The following is a 19,620-nucleotide window of genomic DNA, read 5'->3' as shown; positions in this document are numbered from 1 at the left end:
ATGTTGGATCACTTATTTTTACAGATTCTGAACATGAGCTTTACCGCAAGTTATGTAATTTTATTTGTTTTAATTGTAAGATTTTTTTTGCGAAAAGCCCCAAAGATTTTTTCCTATTCGCTTTGGAGCGTGGTATTGTTTCGACTCCTATGCCCGTTTTCCTTTGAAAGCCGGTTTAGCTGGTTTTCAATCCGCGGCATGAAAGTGGAACAGATGAAACCCTTTCCGGAACATTTTACAACACTGAACCCAATACAATATGCAGACAATGCAATGGTAGGGAGTCCCGAGGTTATTGTAGAACAATCAATAACAGTCCACAAAGCTGTTCCGTTGATGGAAAACACGTTTACATTGATCTGGATTATGGGCATTGTTGCACTTCTTATTTACAGTGTAGTATCTCTTTTAAAGCTAAAAAAGCAGTTAAAAGGTACAATGCATGAGAGTGATAACATCTATATTGCAGCTAATCTTCAGACACCCTTTGTCATGGGCGTTTTCCGTCCACAAATTTATCTGCCAGCTAATCTGAATGACGCAGAGCGTCAATATATCCTTCTGCATGAGCAGACGCATATCAGACGGTTTGATCATGTAGTGAGAATCATCAGCTTTTTTATGCTGTGCCTTCACTGGTTTAATCCTTTTGTGTGGTTGGCATTCTTTATGAGTGCTAAGGATATGGAGATGTCCTGTGATGAAAGCGTAATCAAACAACTTGGTAATGATATAAAAAAAGATTATTCTTCTTCACTTTTATCGCTTGCAACAGGTAGTAGAATTGTAAATGGTGTTCCTCTTGCTTTTGGAGAGGGAGATACAAGGGGGAGAATTAAAAATGTACTGAATTACAAGAAACCTGCATTTTGGGTTATCATTGTTTGTATCATTACTGTTTTGATGGTTTGTATAGGACTTATGGCAGATCCGAAGAGTGAGGAGAATTTTCAAGACAATGGTTCTGCTGAATTTCTGAAATTTAAAACCGAATATGTTGGTGATATCTCTAAGGTGAGTGGAATCCTCCGTTTGCTTCCATTTCCCGATAAAATATCATATAACGGTTTAGAGCTTTTTACAGACGAACCGCCTTATGCGGTAACTGTTAATCTCAAAGCTGATACTGAAACACGAAATTATTATACAGGGGAAGCACTTCAAAAACCCTTTGAAAACAATGCGCTTATTCTGTTTGCGCTCGTTGGAAATGTAGAATATATTAATTTCTGCATTGATGATGAGGTGGCAGAACCTTATACGATGCAGTATACACGACAATGGGCAGATATGAACTTCGATAAAGATATACGAGAGTTTGCCGTTAGTGAGGAGACGTTTGGAGAATTGCTTGAGAAATTGAACGGTACACCTTACAAATACACTACTGCTGTTTTGTCGGAATACGAAAATGGTAAAAACAATCTGGCATCTGCCATTGAAATTAACGAACTCCTCACAGCGCATTTTGAAACAATCATGAGAAAACCGAAGGCGTCATCGAGTCCCAATGACTATATTAAAGCAAATCAAGAAACATTCGATGAAATATTAAGTTATGGGGATAGTACACTTTTGTATTGCTACCGATTATTTGAACAAGGTGGTCAAACGGACTTGAAAGGTCAACTGATGATGGCTGCGTGTCGTTCGCTATGTACGGAAGAAGATATTGATCTTTCAGCAACAACCGGACAGGATTGGTATGATGCGTTTAAAGACAATGCGGTAAATATGCAAAGCAAATTAGGAGAAGAGGATTTTGAAAAACATATGCCAAAATCATTTTTACTATTGCAATTTTTAAACGGAAAAACTGGCGATGGTGCAACGGTACGTTTACCTCATTTTTCCTATTCCGGTGATGATAAGATTTTAAAATTAGTATACGATACAGAAATTTCACGTTATCAAAATTATCACAATGAAAATGCATTCTGTATTCCCGCTGTTCGCGTTTTTAATACAACGGGGCAGGAAAATAAGTTGAAAGTATTTGCAACTATTTTTAGCGAGGATTATGTACTTTATGAGAAGAAGTTGAAAAGTATGGGGGGGAGTATTATCCCTGTTGCCATTACTTATACAGAAAACGTAGATGGTAGTTATTCTATTGAGGAATATGTGCAAGCGGAAGACGGTACACGTTTTGCGCCCTCAATCAAAGAATTTTGTACGTTTCCTTTATCCGGCAGAGAAATCCCCGGTCTTGCCGATATAATCCTAAATCATTATAGCAATTATGAGGATTTGCGCCAGATGCAAAGAAATAATCTGGTTGATCATTTAAATACATTTAATCAAACAGGAATTTCTCTTATTACGGATTACGATGACAGCGTACTACCAATAAATTAAACTCATTATAGGTCTAAGGCAAGAAAAGATTCTTCGTTGGTTATTTTGTTACGCATAGAGAAAATCTGCACTAATCGATGCTTCAATTTTTAATTGACCGGGAACGATTGGTGTTGCAGCAGCCTCACGTTGAAATTGCTGCATTGGAATTGGTGAACTGCCACTTTCAATGATGCGTATGGGTATGGGATTTAATTTTTGATGTAAATTTGTTGAAATCGATTTTGCTTTTTGAATTGCATTTTCAACCGCCATGTTTAAAGCGTACTGATAATATAGTTCCGGTTCCGATAATTCGAAGGAGATGGATTCCACAACATTGGAACCCATATTGACTGCTGTATCAATAATGTCTCCTGCCTGGTATATGTCATTGGTTCTGATTTCCAGGATATTTCGTACCGAATATCCTTTATCGATTCGGTTTCCATCTTTGTATTCATACAGCTTATCGATTTTATATTGTATCGTTTTTATATCTGCAATTCCGGCTTGACTCAAGGATTGTATGATTCTTTGGATAATTTGTGCATTTTCAGATTGTATCTGGGTTAAATCATAACCGCTTGTTTGAACTCCCAATCGGATTACGGCTAAATCGGGAGTTGCCGTAACTTGCCCCTGACCGTTTAATGTCATGGTATGGTTGGAATAGTTATTTCCTGTTAAAGACTGTGCCATAGGCTGATCTCCTCTCCTACTATTTTATTTCATTGTATAGTGTATTAAGGAGAACTTCATTTGGGTCCTGGCTTAGTTCCCAAATCATGGCACCACCTAAGTTTTTTGTTTTGATATAATCTGTTTTATATGAAATGGATTGAGGATCTTCATAGCTGATGAACGTAGAACCATTGAATAGCCAAGGAACCAATGATTGTGAGTGAAAATATCGGATAAATCCATGTTGATTCAAATAGTTTTCTGCAATCTTCTGATAGCTTATGGAATTTGCACCGCCATATGTCTGGTATAAGCCATTATTTGAATTAGTTACGGAAGAATAGATATATCCATAAAATGGGATGCCAAGTATCAGTTTGTCGGATGGAAAAGAGGCATTAATCCATGCATTTACAGAAGAATCGACACTTCCCTTGTATTGTGGAGATGAATCATTGTTATTAAAAAGCGGTGCATGAAGGTCTGTATAGTTGTCCCAAGTACCGTGCAGATCATAAGTCATGATTGTTGCATAATCGATGTATTGAGACAGTTTCGTTATCTCTATATTATTCAAATAAGAACTACTTGCTCCTCCGGCAATGGTAAGAAGATAATGCTTATTATCCATAGTACCTTGTTCATCCAATTTTTCTCTCAATTTTTGAAGAAGTAATGTGAAATTTTGTTTGTCTTCCGGTCGCTTTGAATTGCTTGTTAAACCACCGCTGACCGGATATTCCCAATCTAAATCCACTCCATCAAATCCATATTTGATTATGAAATCGATACAGCTTTCTGCAAATACAGTTCTAGAAGCGTCGCTCAAAGCAGCATCAGAGAATTTTCCGGACCAACTCCAGCCTCCAATGGAGATCAGTGTTTTTAAACTGGGGTTTGTCATTTTAAGTTCATTCAGTAGCTTAAAGTTATTTTCATCAATGTCAGGGTATCCCATTGTAATTTTTAAATCAGAACTGATATTTGCAAAAGCATAATTAATATGCGTCAATTTACTTGGATCAATCTGATTGGGATAATATCCAGAGTAGGAAGACCATGCAGCATAGTACCCAACAACTTTTTTAGAGAATGGCTGAGCCGGTGATGTTGTTGTTACAGAAATAATATCACTGGCAGTTGATATGTTTTTTCTTGCATCTTTTGCTTTTATATAAAATTGATAATTCGTTGCAGGAGTTAAATTGTTTATGGTATAGGTAGTTGCTGATGTTGAGGCGAAATAGGAGTTATCACGGTATATGTAATATGATTTTACCGCAACATTGTCTGTAGATGCATTCCAAGAGAGTGTAATAGATGTGTCTGTGACAACAGCTGCTTTTAAATTTGTTGGTGCTGCCGGTCCAGTACGATTAGGCTTGGCAGCTAGGGTATAATTAAAAGAGCTGCTGAAGACGGTTAGAAGAATAATGGATAAAGCTAGTATAGTTGTGTGGATACGTTTTTTCATCATTGGTTTCTTCCTTTCTTATTTTATTTATGCAAGTATAACATGTCGCTTTTTCCTTAAGAAATACTCAAAATTTGGAAAATACAGTTATCCTCTTAGGAAGTTCATTTAGAAAAAATAGAATCGATTACTAAATCAGATAGTTAATATAAACTCGCATGATGAAATTCTTAACATTTACAGGATAAGATATATATTATACATCATAATATAATATAGAGGTGATTCGTGCGTTGCTAAATAAGATGAAATGCGGAGACGAAAAATTAAAATGGTGCATTTTTGCAATTACAGGTATGGCTAATTTCAGTGTATGTTTTGCAATTAACAGCTTAAATCTGGCACTTCCGACACTTATGGATGAATTTGGTGTTTCACAAGGAGAAGTTAGTTGGCTGGCACTTGTATATACATTTATCCCATGTTGCATGCTGCTAATTTGCGGAAAAGCCGCTGATATTTACGGATATAAGCGACAATATCAAATTGGTTTTTGTTTTTTTGCAGTTGCATCTGTATTAGCGCCGATTTTGTCGGATCGTCTTATTACATTGGTTTTTTTTCGAGCAATGCAGGGTCTGGGCTATTGTTTACTAATTTCTATCACACAAGCTACCGTTACCAAAACATTTGATGCGGATGAACGGGGTAAAGCACTTGGTATTAATGCAATTTTTGTATCGGTAGGATTAGCTTCGGGTCCTTCAATTGGAGGATTTCTGTTAACCCATTTTTCATGGCATTCTATTTTTTATTTTCCGATTCCGTTCTGCTTATTTGGATTGATTGCAACCATTATTATTATGCCGGAAGATTACCGGCGAACCGGTGAGAAAAGATTAGACTGGCCAGGCGGCCTTTTTTTTGCAGTATTCATCGGAGCATTGGCCGTTGGGCTGAACTTTAGTGATGACTGGGGTTTGCGTTCTGTTGCATTTGTTTTATGTATTGCATTATCAATCCTATCATTCATGCTCTTTCTATGGAGGGAGAATCATACAGATATACCTATGATTGAATTAAATTTATTTCATAATAAAACGTTTTCTTTTGCAAATGCTGCATGTTGTTTATCTTATATGACTCAACAGCTGACAACCTATCTTTTTCCTTTTTTTCTTATTGATATTGTAATGTTAAAACCAGATAAAGCTGGTATCGTAATGCTTTCGTTTCCTTTGGCTATGATGATTGCATCTCCTTTTGGTGGTACGCTATCGGATTATTATGGCACACGTAGACCGGCTGTTGCAGGACTTTTGCTGATTGCATTAAACTGTATTTTAGTTGGTTTTTTTAATGAAAATTCAAATATAATATTTATTATACTTACATTGATTATGGTTGGAGGTGGAAATGGGCTAAGTGTTTCTGCGATCAACTCTGCAATACTCGGTTCGGTTCCAAAGGAATATTTAGGAGTTGCTTCCGGGACTCTTGCAACTATGAGAACGATCGGTAATACATTTGGAACCGCCATTGGAAGTGTTATGCTTATTACCAGACAAACACATTATTCATTTTTACAGTTGAGTGATAATGAAATCTATCTATTTGCACAAAGAGATACCTTTTTAATTGGACTTGGACTTGTATCGTTAGCGGTATTGTCTGTTATAAAAATACCGGATAGATTGTAGTTATCTAGTTTTTTTCTTTATTTTTTGTAGTAATTTATGCTATAATTAACAATAAAATTGATTTAATATTAATAATGTTAAAGGGTTTGCGAAATATGAGAGTATATTGTAAGGATTGTGGTTTAAATGCTAGTCTAGAGGAATATAGAGTAAGACTAAATAATAAGGTAATTAAAAAAAGGGATAATTTAATCGATGAAGAAGTGATAGAGTTAAGTCAATTGCTTGATAATTTAGTGTATAAGTGTATATCATGCGTGAATAAATCAATTTACACTGCTAGTGTAGGGTTAAAAGATATATTTGGGATACATTCCAGTTTTTATTATTATGGACATAAGCATCTTTTTACAAATATGTTCTTTTATATTACAGAAGGGATTAAGAATAATGAGCTTATTTATATTTCTATGCAGCATGATTTGTACCATGAGCTAATAGAGTTTTTAAGAAGCAAAGATGTATGTATAGAGCACATTAAATTTAGACCAGTGAAGGATTTAATCCTGTGTCATAAAAAAGAAGGATTCGTTGGATTAAGAGATAAAATTGATAGCATTTGCGTAGAAGATGCTGTAAAAGAATACAATGGTGTTCGATGGATTGGGCAACCAACTTATGCGATTCAGACTACTTCCCAAGAGGATTTTTTAGACTGGGAAATTGATTTAAGCAAAGCTCTCGAAAACAGGAATGTTTCATTGATATGTGTGTATGATGCCTACGATTATATTGTCGAAGGTAAGTACATAAATGAAGAGGTTATAAAGAAATCAAAAGACACACATTCTTATATTTTAAAAGACTTAGTCTTAGAAAGATATAAAAACGAGGAGAATTTAGAAAATAAATTAAAAATATAGTTCAGGAAGATAGACACACCTAATAAAGGTGTGTTTCAGACTGTAGACAAAATACCTTGCTAAATTTATATTCTTATAATTTCTGCAAGGTATTTTCTATTTTTTCTATAAAGCTTTTAAAAAAAGAAAAAATAAAAGGATATCTCTATGCCATTTGATTGGGACAGTTTCAAGTTTTGTGTAAACTCAAAAATCTGATATAAGATATGTGAATAGTTACTTAAGGGCAGAGTCAATTTTGGGATTCTACCCTTGTTTGCATTATACAATGATTTTTTTGCATGTCAATAAAACTTGCCGAACAAGTTGTTTTTTAGAAGTTGAGATTTTTTAGTCTTTCCTCAAAATAAATCTCTAACTGGGAATATATCCGTCCCCAGTCCCTACGATATCCTGTCCACTTTTTTGTGATATCTATCGTTGCCAGATATAGCATTTTTAAAAGGCTATCGTCAGAAGGAAAAATTGTCTTGCTTTTTGTTACTTTACGAAGTTGACGATTAAATCCCTCAATGGCATTTGTGGTATAAATAAGCCGCCTAACAGCTTCAGGATATTTAAAATAGGTTGCTAAAGTTGACCAATTATCATGCCAAGATTTATAGATTTTCGGATATTTTACATCCCATTTTTCTTGAAACAACTCCAATTCATTTAGGGCTAATTCTTCTGTTGGGGCAGTATAGACTCGCTTCAAATCAGCCATCAGAGCTTTCAAATCTTTGTAGGATACAAATTTAGTGGAGTTACGGATTTGATGAATAATGCACTGCTGTATCTCTGTTTCAGGATAGACTGCTTCAATTGCTTGTGGAAATCCACTTAGTCCATCAATACATGTTATTAAGATATCTTTTACACCACGATTTTTTAGCCCATTCAGTATAGAAAGCCAGAATTTAGCATTTTCATTTTCACCAACATACATACCTAAAACGTCCTTTCTACCATTCATATCAATTCCCAAAGCAATATACACAGCCTTTTTTCGTATTCTTCCTTCACTACGAACGTGGAAATGAATTGCATCCATAAAAACAACCGCATATACTTCTTCCAAAGGACGTTCCTGCCATTCCTTTACAATCGGTATAATTTTATCAGTAACTCGGCTAATCGTACTGTCAGAAATATCAATGTCATATAACTCACGCATATGGGATTCAATATCATTTGTAGTCATACCTTTTGCATACATGGAAAGTATCCTTTCTTCCATATCTTGCGTAACGGTATTTTGATATTTCTTGATAAGCTGGGGTTCATATTCTCCATTACGGTCACGAGGAATAGCAACATTCATATCTCCATAGTTTGTATGCATGATTTTAGAAGAATATCCATTCCGACTATTGTCGGTTTCCTTATTCCGATAGTCATATTTTGAGTATCCCAGTTCGTCTTCTAATTCTCCTTCCAGAGAACCCTCCAGTAATACAGACATCATATCACGCATAACAGAATTGACATCTGTACCATTTTTGATAGGAATATCATTCTCTTTTAAGTATTCCTGCATCATTTTTCTGATTGCTTGTTTTTGGGGTGATTCTTTTCTTCTTTTGGGCATAAATAAAACCTCCAAACTGATATATTTATCTTACATCAGTTTAGAGGTTTACACAAACTTTAGGATACTCCCATTTGATTCCTTCTTTCAGATTTATGAATCCATGTTGCTAGTTTTTTTAGATTCATGGACGCAAAAAGAAGATTCAGTTCCATTTCTATCTTCTGAATCCCTCGATATTGTGTATAACGCATATTATGTTTTTCTTTTGCATCGGCAAAGACTCGCTCAATGGTTTGACTCCGTAGTTTGTAAAGATCTCGATACTTTGGAGTATGACGAATGTCCTCACATTGCTCTATGTAGTTTTCCCATATATGACGTGTGACTACTTTTACATGGTCTTTACTTGCTGTGCATTCTGATAAGGAAGGGCAACTCTTGCAAATTTCTCCTTTACTCTTATATTCCCGATACCCTTCTCTATTTGTTGTAGTATAGTTTAACACTTGGTTTTCTGGGCATACAAAGCAATCATAGTATTCATCATAAGCATATTCGTGTTTTTTAAAATAACCATTTTTTGTCATAGGTCGTTTGTATGGTAGGATAGGAATTCGTTTATCTTTGAGTATTTCTCTAGCAATTGCAGGTGTTTTATATCCGGAATCCATTACAATATTTTTTACACCTTTATATCTTTTTACTTTTTCATAAATCTTTGGGAATGCAACTGAGTCATGTACATTTCCTGGATTTGTATGAAAAGCAAGTATGTAATTGTTTCGATCGCAAGCTACATTTGCAGCATAAGCAAATACTACCTTATGCTTTCCTTTATGAAATACGCCGCAATCCGGATCTACGGTACTTTTCTTGATTACTTTTGTCTTTTCTTTGGCTTCCGTTTTTTTTACAAGCTTGTTTTCCTCGTTCAATGCGATCTTCGTTAATTTCTTTCATTAGTTCTTTTTCATAGTATTTAACGGATTCCAAAACGGTTTCTTTTTCACTGTTATGGTTATTTGCACTTGCTTTAATATGTGTACCGTCAATGAAAATGCTTTCTGAATTAATGAATTCATATTCCATGATTTCAGCAATGACTCTTTGAAAGATTTGTTCGAATAAGTCAGTATTTTGAAACCGACGAGAGTAGTTTTTACCAAAGGTAGAAAAGTGAGGAATTTCTTCCTCTAAACTATAACCAAGATACCATCGATAAGCTACATTCGTTTGAATTTCTTTAATGGTCTGTCTCATGGATCGAATACCAAAGGTATATTGAATGAGGGTAATTTTAATTAAGACAACAGGATCGATGCTTTCTTTTCCCACATCAGAATACAAATCTTTTACAAGGTCATAAATGAAAGAGAGATTAATCGCAGTATCTATCTTACGAATAATATGATCTTGTGGAACAAGAGAATTCAAGGTTACCATTTGAAATTGATCACGACCTAATAAATCTTTCTTACCCATCATAAAGCAAATACCTCCATGTATTTATACATATATTTTACCATAAATACAATAAAATGTATTACATTATGTAAAAAAAACTGTAGGCAAAGATAGAGATATCCTTGTCTACAGTCTGAGACACACCTAATAAAGGTGTGTTTTTCATTTTCACAGATTTAGATCGGATAGCATAAAATAGAGTTGATGATGCTTACAAAATAAACAATGAGGTGGAGTGTTTTGGTAGTACTTGATGTACATAAAATAGAACAAAAATATCAGGCAGTGAATGGAGAAATCACTGCATTGAAAGAAATTAATTTCAGTGTTGAAAAAGGAGAATTTATTAGTATTGTTGGACCTAGTGGTTGTGGTAAATCTACACTGCTTTCTATTATTGCGGGATTATTAAAACAAACATCGGGAGAGATTTTTGTAAACGGAGAAAAAATAGAAGGGATATCTGCTCATATAGGATATATGCTGCAGAAGGATAACCTGTTGGAATGGAGAACAATTTACAGGAATGTAATCTTTGGTCTGGAAATTCAGAATAATTTGACACCTGAAAATTTACAGAGAGTCATTCAATTATTAAAAACCTATGAACTCTATGATTTTAAGGATAAATATCCATCACAATTATCTGGTGGCATGCGGCAAAGGGTTGCTTTAATTAGAACATTAGCAATCAATCCTGATATTTTACTATTAGATGAAGCTTTTTCCGCATTGGACTATCAAACGAGATTAACGGTTACAAATGATGTTTACCGAATTTTAAAACAAGAGCAAGTTACAACTTTAATGGTTACACATGATATTCCTGAAGGAATTAGTATGGGAGATAAAGTCGTTATTCTCAGCTCCAGACCTGCAATTGTAAAGGAAATTATCCCAATTGATTTTGAAATTGAAAATAGAACTCCGTTAAATTGTAGGAAGAGTCCTAAGTTTAGTAAGTATTTTGATCATATATGGAAGGAGTTAGCTTCCGATGAATGAATATCAGCTTTCAGAAGAAAGAGTTATATATTTAATAAAAGAAAAACGTCGCAAACAAATGATTCTTATTTGGCAAATTGGAATTTTATTTTGTTTCATAGCGATTTGGGAAATCTCAGCCTTACTTGGATTGATTGATAGCTTTATTTTGAGCCAGCCCTCACGTATATGGAATACTTGCATCCATATGGCTCAAAATGGTCTGCTTATGCATATCGGTGTTACTGTTTATGAAACCTTGATTGGGTTTACGTTAGGAGTTGTTACCGGGACTGTACTTGCAATTATACTTTGGTGGAGCAGCTTTATCGCTAAAGTAAGTGAACCTTATCTCGTTGTACTAAACAGTTTACCTAAAATTGCTTTAGGCCCAGTTATTATTATTATCGTTGGAGCTGGGACCAAAGCGATTATTTTTATGGCACTGGCTATTTCTCTTATTGTTACTGTGTTAGAGATGTTAAATGGGTTTCAAAATACGGATAAAGAGTATATTAAAATGGCGACGACCTTTGGCGCTTCAAAACTACAAATATTTAAAAAAATTGTATTTCCATATAACATAAAAACATTATTCAATTCTTTAAAGATAAACATAGGACTTTCTTTAGTTGGTGTAATTGCCGGTGAGTTTCTGGTTTCAAAAGCGGGTTTGGGATATTTAATTGTTTATGGAGGGCAGGTATTTCAACTTGATTTGGTTATGGCAAGTGTAATTATTTTAGCAATAGTAGCAGCAATTATGTATCAAGCGGTTGTACTTATGCAAAGGTTAGTTATGAAATGGTATGGGCATTAAGTGACTCGTTCCATTTTAGAAAGGGTTATAGGTTACCTTTCTTAACCTAAATATAATAATATATAAGGAGTTGGTGAAATGAGAAAATATTTTAAGTTATTTAGTATTACTTTATGCTTTTTATTAATTATTTCTGTGATGGCGGGATGTGGGTCAAAACCACAAGAAAAGGATAAGGTAAGTTTGTGTGAGGTGACTCATTCTATCTTCTATGCACCGCAATATGCCGCAATAAATTTGGGATTCTTTGAAGAAGAAGGAATTGAAGTAGAGCTTACAAACGGTCAGGGTGCGGATAAGGTTATGGCTGCGGTACTATCCAATAATGTAGATATTGGATTTTCTGGGCCGGAAGCATCTATTTATGTTTATAATGAAGGTAAGGATGATTATACAGAAGTATTTGCACAATTAACGAAACGTGACGGCTCTTTTCTTGTCGCTCGTGAAGAGGATTCGGATTTTTCATGGGATAAGATTCGTGGGAAAAAGGTATTGCCGGGACGTAAAGGTGGAGTACCTTATATGACATTAGAGTATGTAATTCGTCAGAATGGTTTAGACCCATATAAGGATACGATTCTTGATAATAGCATTCAATTTGCTCTGATGGCAGGGGCATTTACAAGCGGAACCGGCGATTATGTTACATTGTTTGAACCAACCGCATCTATGTTAGAAAAAGAGGGTAAGGGGTACATAGTATCCTCAATCGGGGAAGAAAGCGGTGAAATACCATATACAGCGTACTTTGCAAAGAAAAGCTTTATTGAGGAGAACCAGGATCTGATTGAACGATTTACTAAGGCGATTTATAAAGGGCAAAAATGGGTCGAATCCCATGATGCTAAAGAAATTGCTGAAGTGGTTGCTCCATCCTTCCCGGATACAGATGTAAGCTTATTGACAACAGTAGTACAAAGATATAAAGATATTGATGTATGGAACAGCGATCCTATTTTGAAAGAGGAATCCTTTAATTTGTTACAGGAAGTAATGACGCAAGCAGGAGAATTAAAACAAAAGGCTCCATATGAAGAAGTTGTAAACAATACCTATGCAGAAAAGGTTATAAATTAGAAAAAGAATAAGCGGCTTGACCATAATTATTTAAATTAGATATAGAAAATGAATTTTAAAAATAAATATTAAAAGGTGAAGACTATCAATTATGTTGATAGTCTTCACCTCTTTTTACCAGATAATTAAATCACAAACTTTAAAACTATATTCTATAGCAAAGAATATAGTTTCAGACTGTAGACAAGGATATCTCTATCTTTGCCTACAGTTTTTTTTACATAATGTAATACATTTTATTGTATTTATGGTAAAATATATGTATAAATACATGGAGGTATTTGCTTTATGATGGGTAAGAAAGATTTATTAGGTCGTGATCAATTTCAAATGGTAACCTTGAATTCTCTTGTTCCACAAGATCATATTATTCGTAAGATAGATACTGCGATTAATCTCTCTTTCATTTATGACCTTGTAAAAGATTTGTATTCTGATGTGGGAAAAGAAAGCATCGATCCTGTTGTCTTAATTAAAATTACCCTCATTCAATATACCTTTGGTATTCGATCCATGAGACAGACCATTAAAGAAATTCAAACGAATGTAGCTTATCGATGGTATCTTGGTTATAGTTTAGAGGAAGAAATTCCTCACTTTTCTACCTTTGGTAAAAACTACTCTCGTCGGTTTCAAAATACTGACTTATTCGAACAAATCTTTCAAAGAGTCATTGCTGAAATCATGGAATATGAATTCATTAATTCAGAAAGCATTTTCATTGACGGTACACATATTAAAGCAAGTGCAAATAACCATAACAGTGAAAAAGAAACCGTTTTGGAATCCGTTAAATACTATGAAAAAGAACTAATGAAAGAAATTAACGAAGATCGCATTGAACGAGGAAAACAAGCTTGTAAAAAAAAACGGAAGCCAAAGAAAAGACAAAAGTAATCAAGAAAAGTACCGTAGATCCGGATTGCGGCGTATTTCATAAAGGAAAGCATAAGGTAGTATTTGCTTATGCTGCAAATGTAGCTTGCGATCGAAACAATTACATACTTGCTTTTCATACAAATCCAGGAAATGTACATGACTCAGTTGCATTCCCAAAGATTTATGAAAAAGTAAAAAGATATAAAGGTGTAAAAAATATTGTAATGGATTCCGGATATAAAACACCTGCAATTGCTAGAGAAATACTCAAAGATAAACGAATTCCTATCCTACCATACAAACGACCTATGACAAAAAATGGTTATTTTAAAAAACACGAATATGCTTATGATGAATACTATGATTGCTTTGTATGCCCAGAAAACCAAGTGTTAAACTATACTACAACAAATAGAGAAGGGTATCGGGAATATAAGAGTAAAGGAGAAATTTGCAAGAGTTGCCCTTCCTTATCAGAATGCACAGCAAGTAAAGACCATGTAAAAGTAGTCACACGTCATATATGGGAAAACTACATAGAGCAATGTGAGGACATTCGTCATACTCCAAAGTATCGAGATCTTTACAAACTACGGAGTCAAACCATTGAGCGAGTCTTTGCCGATGCAAAAGAAAAACATAATATGCGTTATACACAATATCGAGGGATTCAGAAGATAGAAATGGAACTGAATCTTCTTTTTGCGTCCATGAATCTAAAAAAACTAGCAACATGGATTCATAAATCTGAAAGAAGGAATCAAATGGCATAGAGATATCCTTTTATTTTTTCTTTTTTTAAAAGCTTTATAGAAAAAATAGAAAATACCTTGCAGAAATTATAAGAATATAAATTTAGCAAGGTATTTTGTCTACAGTCTGAAACTATATTCTATAGCAAAGAATATAGTTTTTTTATTGTTTTAATTTTTAAGTTTACATTTTTGAACACCAAAAGAGAGGACATTAATTTTTTATAATGATAGTCTTTTATCAGGAGGTGAGAAATGGAGGTTTACCTTGTTAACGATCAACAATCTAAACATGGGTATGCAGAAGTTTGGATTGCAATAAAAAAAGAAAATAAGGAGGAATAGAATGACAGCAATTAAAATTGAACACTTGGTGAAACAGTATAAAAATGGTGTTAGAGCCTTAAATGATTTAAATATACAGGTGGAGAAAGGAGAAATCTTTTCTCTGCTCGGCCCCAATGGTGCAGGGAAATCTTCACTGATCAATATTTTGACTACCTATTATTCACCTACTTCTGGAACAGTAACGATACTAGATAAAGATCTATCGAAAGAGTCTTCATGGGTACGTACACAAATTGCTTGTGTTGCACAGCATGTTTCTATTGACGAACATTTGTCACTTATGGAAAATATGATGTTTCAAAGCCGACTTTACAAGGTGAATAATGATACGGCAAGAAAGAGGATTGACACTCTGATCGACAGCTTTGGGCTGTCACAGTATTTAAAATATCCCGTTGCTTCCTATTCCGGTGGAGTGAAACGTCGTCTGGATATTGCGATGAATATGGTTTCTTATCCTAAAATACTGTTTTTAGATGAACCGACCGTTGGTATGGATATTAGTTCCCGAAAAGCGATGTGGGAAATCATGCGGAAAATACGGGATGATTTTGAAACAACAATTTTTCTGACGACACATTATCTTGAAGAAGCAGATCAACTTAGTGATACTATTTGCATTATGAAAGAAGGTCATGAACTGATACAAGGAAAACCTAGTGATTTACGTCAATATACACGTCAGAATATCTTAAGAATTGGTTTTTCAAATATAGAAAAGATAAAAAAATACGCTAAGATGCTTAAGGGAGTACAGATGCTTTTGCCTTTAAATATACGAGGGAATTCGATCTTTACAGATTGTACAGAAGATAGAAAAACGTTTGAAGATGTAAATCGATGGCTTTTGGAAAAACAAATTCCCTTTGAGGCAATTGAAATGGTACAGCCCAGTCTTGAAGATGTCTTTTTAAAGTTAACTGGAACGGAAATGAGGTAAGCAAATGGATACAATAAATATATTATGGCGTAATATGAAGTGGCGATTTCAAAACCCTATTTCAATCATACTTACAATTATACAGCCACTGATTTGGTTAGTATTATATAGTGCAATCGCAGGTCAATCGATGAAGAATATGGCTCAGGGCAACTACACTGCTTTTATTCTCGCAGGTATTATGGTGCTTGTTATATTATCCTGTTGCAGTAGTGGTGGTTATCTTAATTTCATCATGAAAACAAAAGGTAGTTTCTATCGAATAGTAATCGCCCCGGTAAAAAGGAGTTCTATTGTATTGGGACAAATTCTCGAAGCAGTTTTTCTTTCTTTTATAGAAATTAGCATTATGTTGATATTGTCAATCTTCTTGTCGGTACACATTGCATCTGGATTTACCGGACTGCTTCTCATGTTGCCAATCATTTTCCTTACAGCATTTTTTATGTCGGGAATATCCTATACGATTAGTCTTTGTCTGCCTAATGAAGCAATTTATGAAACCATTATGAATCTAATTGTACTTTCTATCTTTTTCACCAGTACCGCATTATTTCCGATGGACAGTATATCGGGAGGTCTTAAAATTGCAGTTACGATAAATCCTTTCACACATGTAATAAATTGTCTTCGTAATTTAGTTTTAGAAACTACCGTTGATTTACAAAACGTATTGTTTGTAAGCAGTTTATTTATTTGCCTTTGCTGTGGTAGCTTTACATTGGCACTTTGGAGGCTAAAAAAGGAAACAATACAATAATTTCAATCAATGAATGATAGACAGTATTGTATACATCAATACTGTCTTATTTTTTTAATCAGGATAAAAAGTATAATTTAATTATTGTTTAAAATAATATAATAAAAATTGGTTATATATAGAAATTATGTTATAATATATTTGCGAAGTACATGAAGGGAAAGATATTATGAAATTAGCATTGGAACACATTCTGAACAATAAATTGTATCACACAAAATTATAATCAATCTGTAAATAAGATGCATTTTAAATTTTATAATCGTTTACGGTATATACGTATATTTGTGTGATTTTTTATTTTTTGAAAGGACGTTTTGTATGAATAAAATTAATCGTATATTAGACACATCCTCTTTTGCCGGTTCCTTGATTATACTAGAATGTTTACTTTGGGGGTTAGGAAATCCCGTAACAAAAATTGCTCTCGAAGTTGTGTTACCCTTTTATTGCTTGGCTTTGAGATTTTCAATTGCTGGAATCATTTTTTTAATTGTTTTTGGAAAACACATATTTTATCAATTGAAAACTGCAAATATAAAACATATTTTAATTGTTAGCCTATTTACAGCGTTATCTTTTATTACATGCACTTTTTCTCTATTACTTACTTCTGCTACAATTGCTGGGTTTTTAATGTCGTTGGCAGTAATCTTTACTCCATTTCTATCGGTTATAATATTAAAAAATAAATTTAACATAGCGAATATTCCCATTGTAATTATAGTAGTCATTGGGCTGTTTTTCCTTTGCAATGGAAATCAAGGATTTCATTTTGGCTTTGGAGAGATAATGGCGCTTCTTAGTTCTGTTTTTCTTGCATGTGTGTTTGTTTATACCTCAAAATACTCGTCAAATATAGATGTAATTACATTATCTGCAATGCAGACGATTATTACTGCTTTAATTAGTTGGATTTGCATCGCATTTTTCGAACGTTCTTTTTCAATTCTAACTATCACCGCAACTGGTTGGGGTGCTATTTTATATTCGGCAGTAGCTTGTACTTTTTTAGCCTATATTTTTCAAAACTTTGCATTAAAAAAAGTATCAGCTGTATTTGCGTCATTAGCTTTTTGTTCTGAACCTATTTTTACGGCTGTTTTTTCAAGGATTATTTTGAATGAGAGATTAAATTTATTGGGATGGTTTGGTGCAAGTTTAATAATTATTGGTATTGTAATAGCATCAATTTATGAAAAACCTAGTGGGGAAGAGGAGCAAGCCTCTATAAAAATAGAGGAACCAATGGAGGATAAAATTATAAAACAAGAAATAAAATAGAGAAACAATGAATTTATATTAAAATAAGAAAGAAAATAAAAGCATCAAAATCTAATCGTTTTGATGCTTTTATATATAGTGTGGAAATAAAATAAACTATTTAGCAGCCTGCAATATAAAGTTCAGTATATTTCTTGATTGCAGAGTATAAATCGTCATTTGGTCTTTGATCACCTAATCCGCCAGAATAATGAATAAATCCGTAAGCAGGAAAATTTTTATTGGAGGAGAGATTAGCTGGAATTGGTATAGAAATCATACCCATATGCTGACCGAACGTATTGATTGCTTGTAAGCAAAGATCTCCGCCCCCTTCTGCATTACTTGAAGAGGTAAATGCAGTCAGCTTTTTTCCTACTAACTTTCCATCAATCCAAAATATAGAGGCAGAGTCCATATAAGCTTTCATTTCACTCGAAACATTACCAAAATAGGTAGGACTTCCTAATATGATATAATCACTTTCCAACATGACTTCAGGTTCTGCAATGGGGATTTTTTTCATCTCATTAAAAAATTCTTTTGCTACTGAAAAAGTATCAACCCATTTTTCTAAATCATCGTCTTTTATTCTATATAAGTGTACATCTTTGTTTTGGGCTTTTAGGGAATTATAAAATGCTTTTGCCATTAAAAAGGTATTACCGCATACACTATGGAATATAATTGATATTTTAATTTTTTCCACCTCCAATTATAAGGTAATAAATTTATATCATTATATCATATATCTATGGTATTTATAAGCTTAACACCTATATTTAACTGGACAGAAATTTTATCTGGATGTATTATTAAACTAACAATTGAAAATGCTTATAAAGACAATTCTTAATAGGGTAAATGGGGTCCATAATCCATATTGGAGGAATATTTAATATGAAAAGCATTAAAACACTTATTGCGATACTTGTCGTCGTTATAGTGGTATTAATATTGAATGTGTTTCTTTATATAACGAGTACATTAGAACGTCCTGTATTTCTTAATCACTATTATGAAAAAGAAATCAGTGATAACTCTATATTTAAATTCTATTATATTACAAATAAATCTGATGAAAATATAGTAACTCACATTACATTTCCGGAAATTATAGGAATGGATATACGTTGCGTAGTAAAGGATACTAAAGCCCATGGTGTGTATGGACATTATAAATTAAACGTTGTTTCAATGGGTTTCGAAGAAAACGAGAGTGCATATATACCAGAAACAAAAGTTACAACCGCTAAGGTTTTCTTTTCTGACGGCAGAATTATACCCACTAATATTGGAAAAATTGTCTTATCAAAAGAAATGGAACAAGAGATTCCGTTTCTTACACTTTCAACTACATCCTCAAGTAATCATTCATCCAGTGTCACATATAAAGCATTAGAAAAGATGCTGCTTTCGGAGGTAAAAAGTGATTTGGACTTTGAAGTGGAGGACCATTTATATATTAATATGGATAAAAGCAATGAAGTCTCACTACCTTATACAATTTCAAAAGGAGATTCCATTACCTTCGAGAGTAATTTTAAGGTTAGCGAAGAAGATATGGAAAAATATAATGCTTACAGTATCGTTAAGAAGTTTTACTTTGAAACTCCGGATGGGAAACAATATATTCATTCTCTTTACCATTTAGATTATAAACCGGAATTTAACAAGAAAGATATATATAGTTTTTTAAAAATGAAAGGTGCAATTTAAAGATAGAAAATTTATATCAATAATAAATACTGAATTCTTTATTAAGAACTCAGTATTTCAGACTGTAGACAAAATACCTTGCTAAATTTATATTCTTATA

Annotated in this window: 16 protein-coding genes and 1 pseudogene; 12 read left to right on the top strand and 5 right to left on the bottom strand. The window is 33.6% G+C overall.

The genetic code is table 11. The features are described from left to right. On the top strand, positions 1–2,358 hold the full coding sequence (locus tag I2490_RS02505) for a M56 family metallopeptidase (protein ID WP_206458208.1): 2,358 nt from the start codon (positions 1–3) through the stop codon (positions 2,356–2,358). 48 nt (positions 2,359–2,406) lie between these two features. On the opposite strand, the gene I2490_RS02500 is transcribed toward I2490_RS02505, so the two are convergent. Next, positions 2,407–3,039, bottom strand: a complete 633-nt coding sequence (locus I2490_RS02500; protein WP_206458207.1) for an SIMPL domain-containing protein — start codon at positions 3,037–3,039, stop codon at positions 2,407–2,409. Positions 3,040–3,058: 19 nt separating this feature from the next. After that, positions 3,059–4,498 carry a glycosyl hydrolase family 18 protein gene (locus tag I2490_RS02495; RefSeq protein ID WP_206458206.1) on the bottom strand — a complete coding sequence of 480 codons (1,440 nt, stop codon included), beginning with the start codon at positions 4,496–4,498 and terminating at the stop codon, positions 3,059–3,061. A 230-nt stretch (positions 4,499–4,728) separates the two neighbouring features. Here I2490_RS02495 and I2490_RS02490 point away from each other — a divergent pair, with 230 nt between their 5' ends. Together I2490_RS02490 and I2490_RS02485 are read left to right on the top strand one after the other, a co-directional pair. After that, on the top strand, positions 4,729–6,135 hold the full coding sequence (locus I2490_RS02490) for an MFS transporter (protein WP_245157059.1): 1,407 nt from the start codon (positions 4,729–4,731) through the stop codon (positions 6,133–6,135). Positions 6,136–6,230: 95 nt separating this feature from the next. Continuing rightward, on the top strand, positions 6,231–6,998 hold the full coding sequence (locus tag I2490_RS02485) for an MEDS domain-containing protein (RefSeq protein ID WP_206458205.1): 768 nt from the start codon (positions 6,231–6,233) through the stop codon (positions 6,996–6,998). Positions 6,999–7,311: 313 nt separating this feature from the next. On the opposite strand, the gene I2490_RS02480 is transcribed toward I2490_RS02485, so the two are convergent. Continuing rightward, entirely contained in the window at positions 7,312–8,568 is a 1,257-nt protein-coding gene (locus I2490_RS02480) for an IS256 family transposase (RefSeq protein WP_442859719.1), read from the bottom strand. Between the two features lie 59 nt (positions 8,569–8,627). Further along, positions 8,628–9,996 (bottom strand): annotated as a pseudogene (locus I2490_RS02475) (IS1182 family transposase). 219 nt (positions 9,997–10,215) lie between these two features. Here I2490_RS02475 and I2490_RS02470 point away from each other — a divergent pair. The 8 genes from I2490_RS02470 to I2490_RS02440 all read left to right on the top strand — a co-directional run bounded on the left by I2490_RS02470 (position 10,216) and on the right by I2490_RS02440 (position 17,822). Then, the gene (locus I2490_RS02470; protein WP_330634527.1) at positions 10,216–10,980 is read left to right on the top strand and encodes an ABC transporter ATP-binding protein; all 765 of its coding nucleotides are present in this window, start codon (positions 10,216–10,218) and stop codon (positions 10,978–10,980) included. Further along, on the top strand, positions 10,973–11,779 hold the full coding sequence (locus I2490_RS02465) for an ABC transporter permease (protein ID WP_206458203.1): 807 nt from the start codon (positions 10,973–10,975) through the stop codon (positions 11,777–11,779). The genes I2490_RS02470 and I2490_RS02465 overlap by 8 nt, the downstream gene beginning before the upstream one ends. A 78-nt stretch (positions 11,780–11,857) precedes the next feature. Then, on the top strand, positions 11,858–12,859 hold the full coding sequence (locus I2490_RS02460) for an ABC transporter substrate-binding protein (protein WP_206458202.1): 1,002 nt from the start codon (positions 11,858–11,860) through the stop codon (positions 12,857–12,859). A gap of 288 nt (positions 12,860–13,147) precedes the next feature. After that, positions 13,148–13,756 (top strand): transposase, encoded by a 609-nt coding sequence (locus I2490_RS17135; protein ID WP_442859721.1) that lies wholly within the window; start codon positions 13,148–13,150, stop codon positions 13,754–13,756. Further along, complete coding sequence (locus tag I2490_RS17130; protein ID WP_206458150.1) at positions 13,756–14,511, top strand: transposase; 756 nt, start codon at positions 13,756–13,758, stop codon at positions 14,509–14,511. Before I2490_RS17135 ends, I2490_RS17130 begins: the two co-directional genes overlap by 1 nt. A gap of 325 nt (positions 14,512–14,836) precedes the next feature. Next, positions 14,837–15,778, top strand: a complete 942-nt coding sequence (locus tag I2490_RS02450; protein WP_206458201.1) for an ABC transporter ATP-binding protein — start codon at positions 14,837–14,839, stop codon at positions 15,776–15,778. Between the two features lie 4 nt (positions 15,779–15,782). Continuing rightward, positions 15,783–16,538, top strand: coding sequence for an ABC transporter permease (locus I2490_RS02445; RefSeq protein ID WP_206458200.1), 756 nt, complete (start codon positions 15,783–15,785; stop codon positions 16,536–16,538). A 321-nt stretch (positions 16,539–16,859) separates the two neighbouring features. Next, positions 16,860–17,822 carry a DMT family transporter gene (locus tag I2490_RS02440; RefSeq protein ID WP_206458199.1) on the top strand — a complete coding sequence of 321 codons (963 nt, stop codon included), beginning with the start codon at positions 16,860–16,862 and terminating at the stop codon, positions 17,820–17,822. A 100-nt stretch (positions 17,823–17,922) separates the two neighbouring features. Here I2490_RS02440 and I2490_RS02435 read toward each other — a convergent pair whose 3' ends face one another. Then, the gene (locus I2490_RS02435; protein WP_330634526.1) at positions 17,923–18,510 is read right to left on the bottom strand and encodes a flavodoxin family protein; all 588 of its coding nucleotides are present in this window, start codon (positions 18,508–18,510) and stop codon (positions 17,923–17,925) included. 191 nt (positions 18,511–18,701) lie between these two features. On the opposite strand from I2490_RS02435, the gene I2490_RS02430 reads away from it, so the two are divergent. Beyond that, positions 18,702–19,520, top strand: a complete 819-nt coding sequence (locus I2490_RS02430) for a hypothetical protein (RefSeq protein ID WP_206458197.1) — start codon at positions 18,702–18,704, stop codon at positions 19,518–19,520. Positions 19,521–19,620: the final 100 nt, after the last annotated feature.

The organism is Anaerovorax sp. IOR16, assembly GCF_017168145.1.
GTDB lineage: Bacteria > Bacillota > Clostridia > Peptostreptococcales > Anaerovoracaceae > IOR16.
This window is presented reverse-complemented; position numbering and strand designations above follow the sequence as displayed.

Bases quoted from the DNA above. Each gene is read 5' to 3' on its own strand.
- I2490_RS02495 (WP_206458206.1), bottom strand. From the start codon at position 4,498: ATGATGAAAAAACGTATCCACACAACTATACTAGCTTTATCCATTATT.
- I2490_RS02450 (WP_206458201.1), top strand. From the start codon at position 14,837: ATGACAGCAATTAAAATTGAACACTTGGTGAAACAGTATAAAAATGGT.
- I2490_RS02480 (WP_442859719.1), bottom strand. From the start codon at position 8,568: ATGCCCAAAAGAAGAAAAGAATCACCCCAAAAACAAGCAATCAGAAAA.
- I2490_RS02440 (WP_206458199.1), top strand. From the start codon at position 16,860: ATGAATAAAATTAATCGTATATTAGACACATCCTCTTTTGCCGGTTCC.
- I2490_RS02485 (WP_206458205.1), top strand. From the start codon at position 6,231: ATGAGAGTATATTGTAAGGATTGTGGTTTAAATGCTAGTCTAGAGGAA.
- I2490_RS02460 (WP_206458202.1), top strand. From the start codon at position 11,858: ATGAGAAAATATTTTAAGTTATTTAGTATTACTTTATGCTTTTTATTA.
- I2490_RS17135 (WP_442859721.1), top strand. From the start codon at position 13,148: ATGATGGGTAAGAAAGATTTATTAGGTCGTGATCAATTTCAAATGGTA.
- I2490_RS02430 (WP_206458197.1), top strand. From the start codon at position 18,702: ATGAAAAGCATTAAAACACTTATTGCGATACTTGTCGTCGTTATAGTG.
- I2490_RS02465 (WP_206458203.1), top strand. From the start codon at position 10,973: ATGAATGAATATCAGCTTTCAGAAGAAAGAGTTATATATTTAATAAAA.
- I2490_RS02445 (WP_206458200.1), top strand. From the start codon at position 15,783: ATGGATACAATAAATATATTATGGCGTAATATGAAGTGGCGATTTCAA.
- I2490_RS02500 (WP_206458207.1), bottom strand. From the start codon at position 3,039: ATGGCACAGTCTTTAACAGGAAATAACTATTCCAACCATACCATGACA.
- I2490_RS02505 (WP_206458208.1), top strand. From the start codon at position 1: ATGTTGGATCACTTATTTTTACAGATTCTGAACATGAGCTTTACCGCA.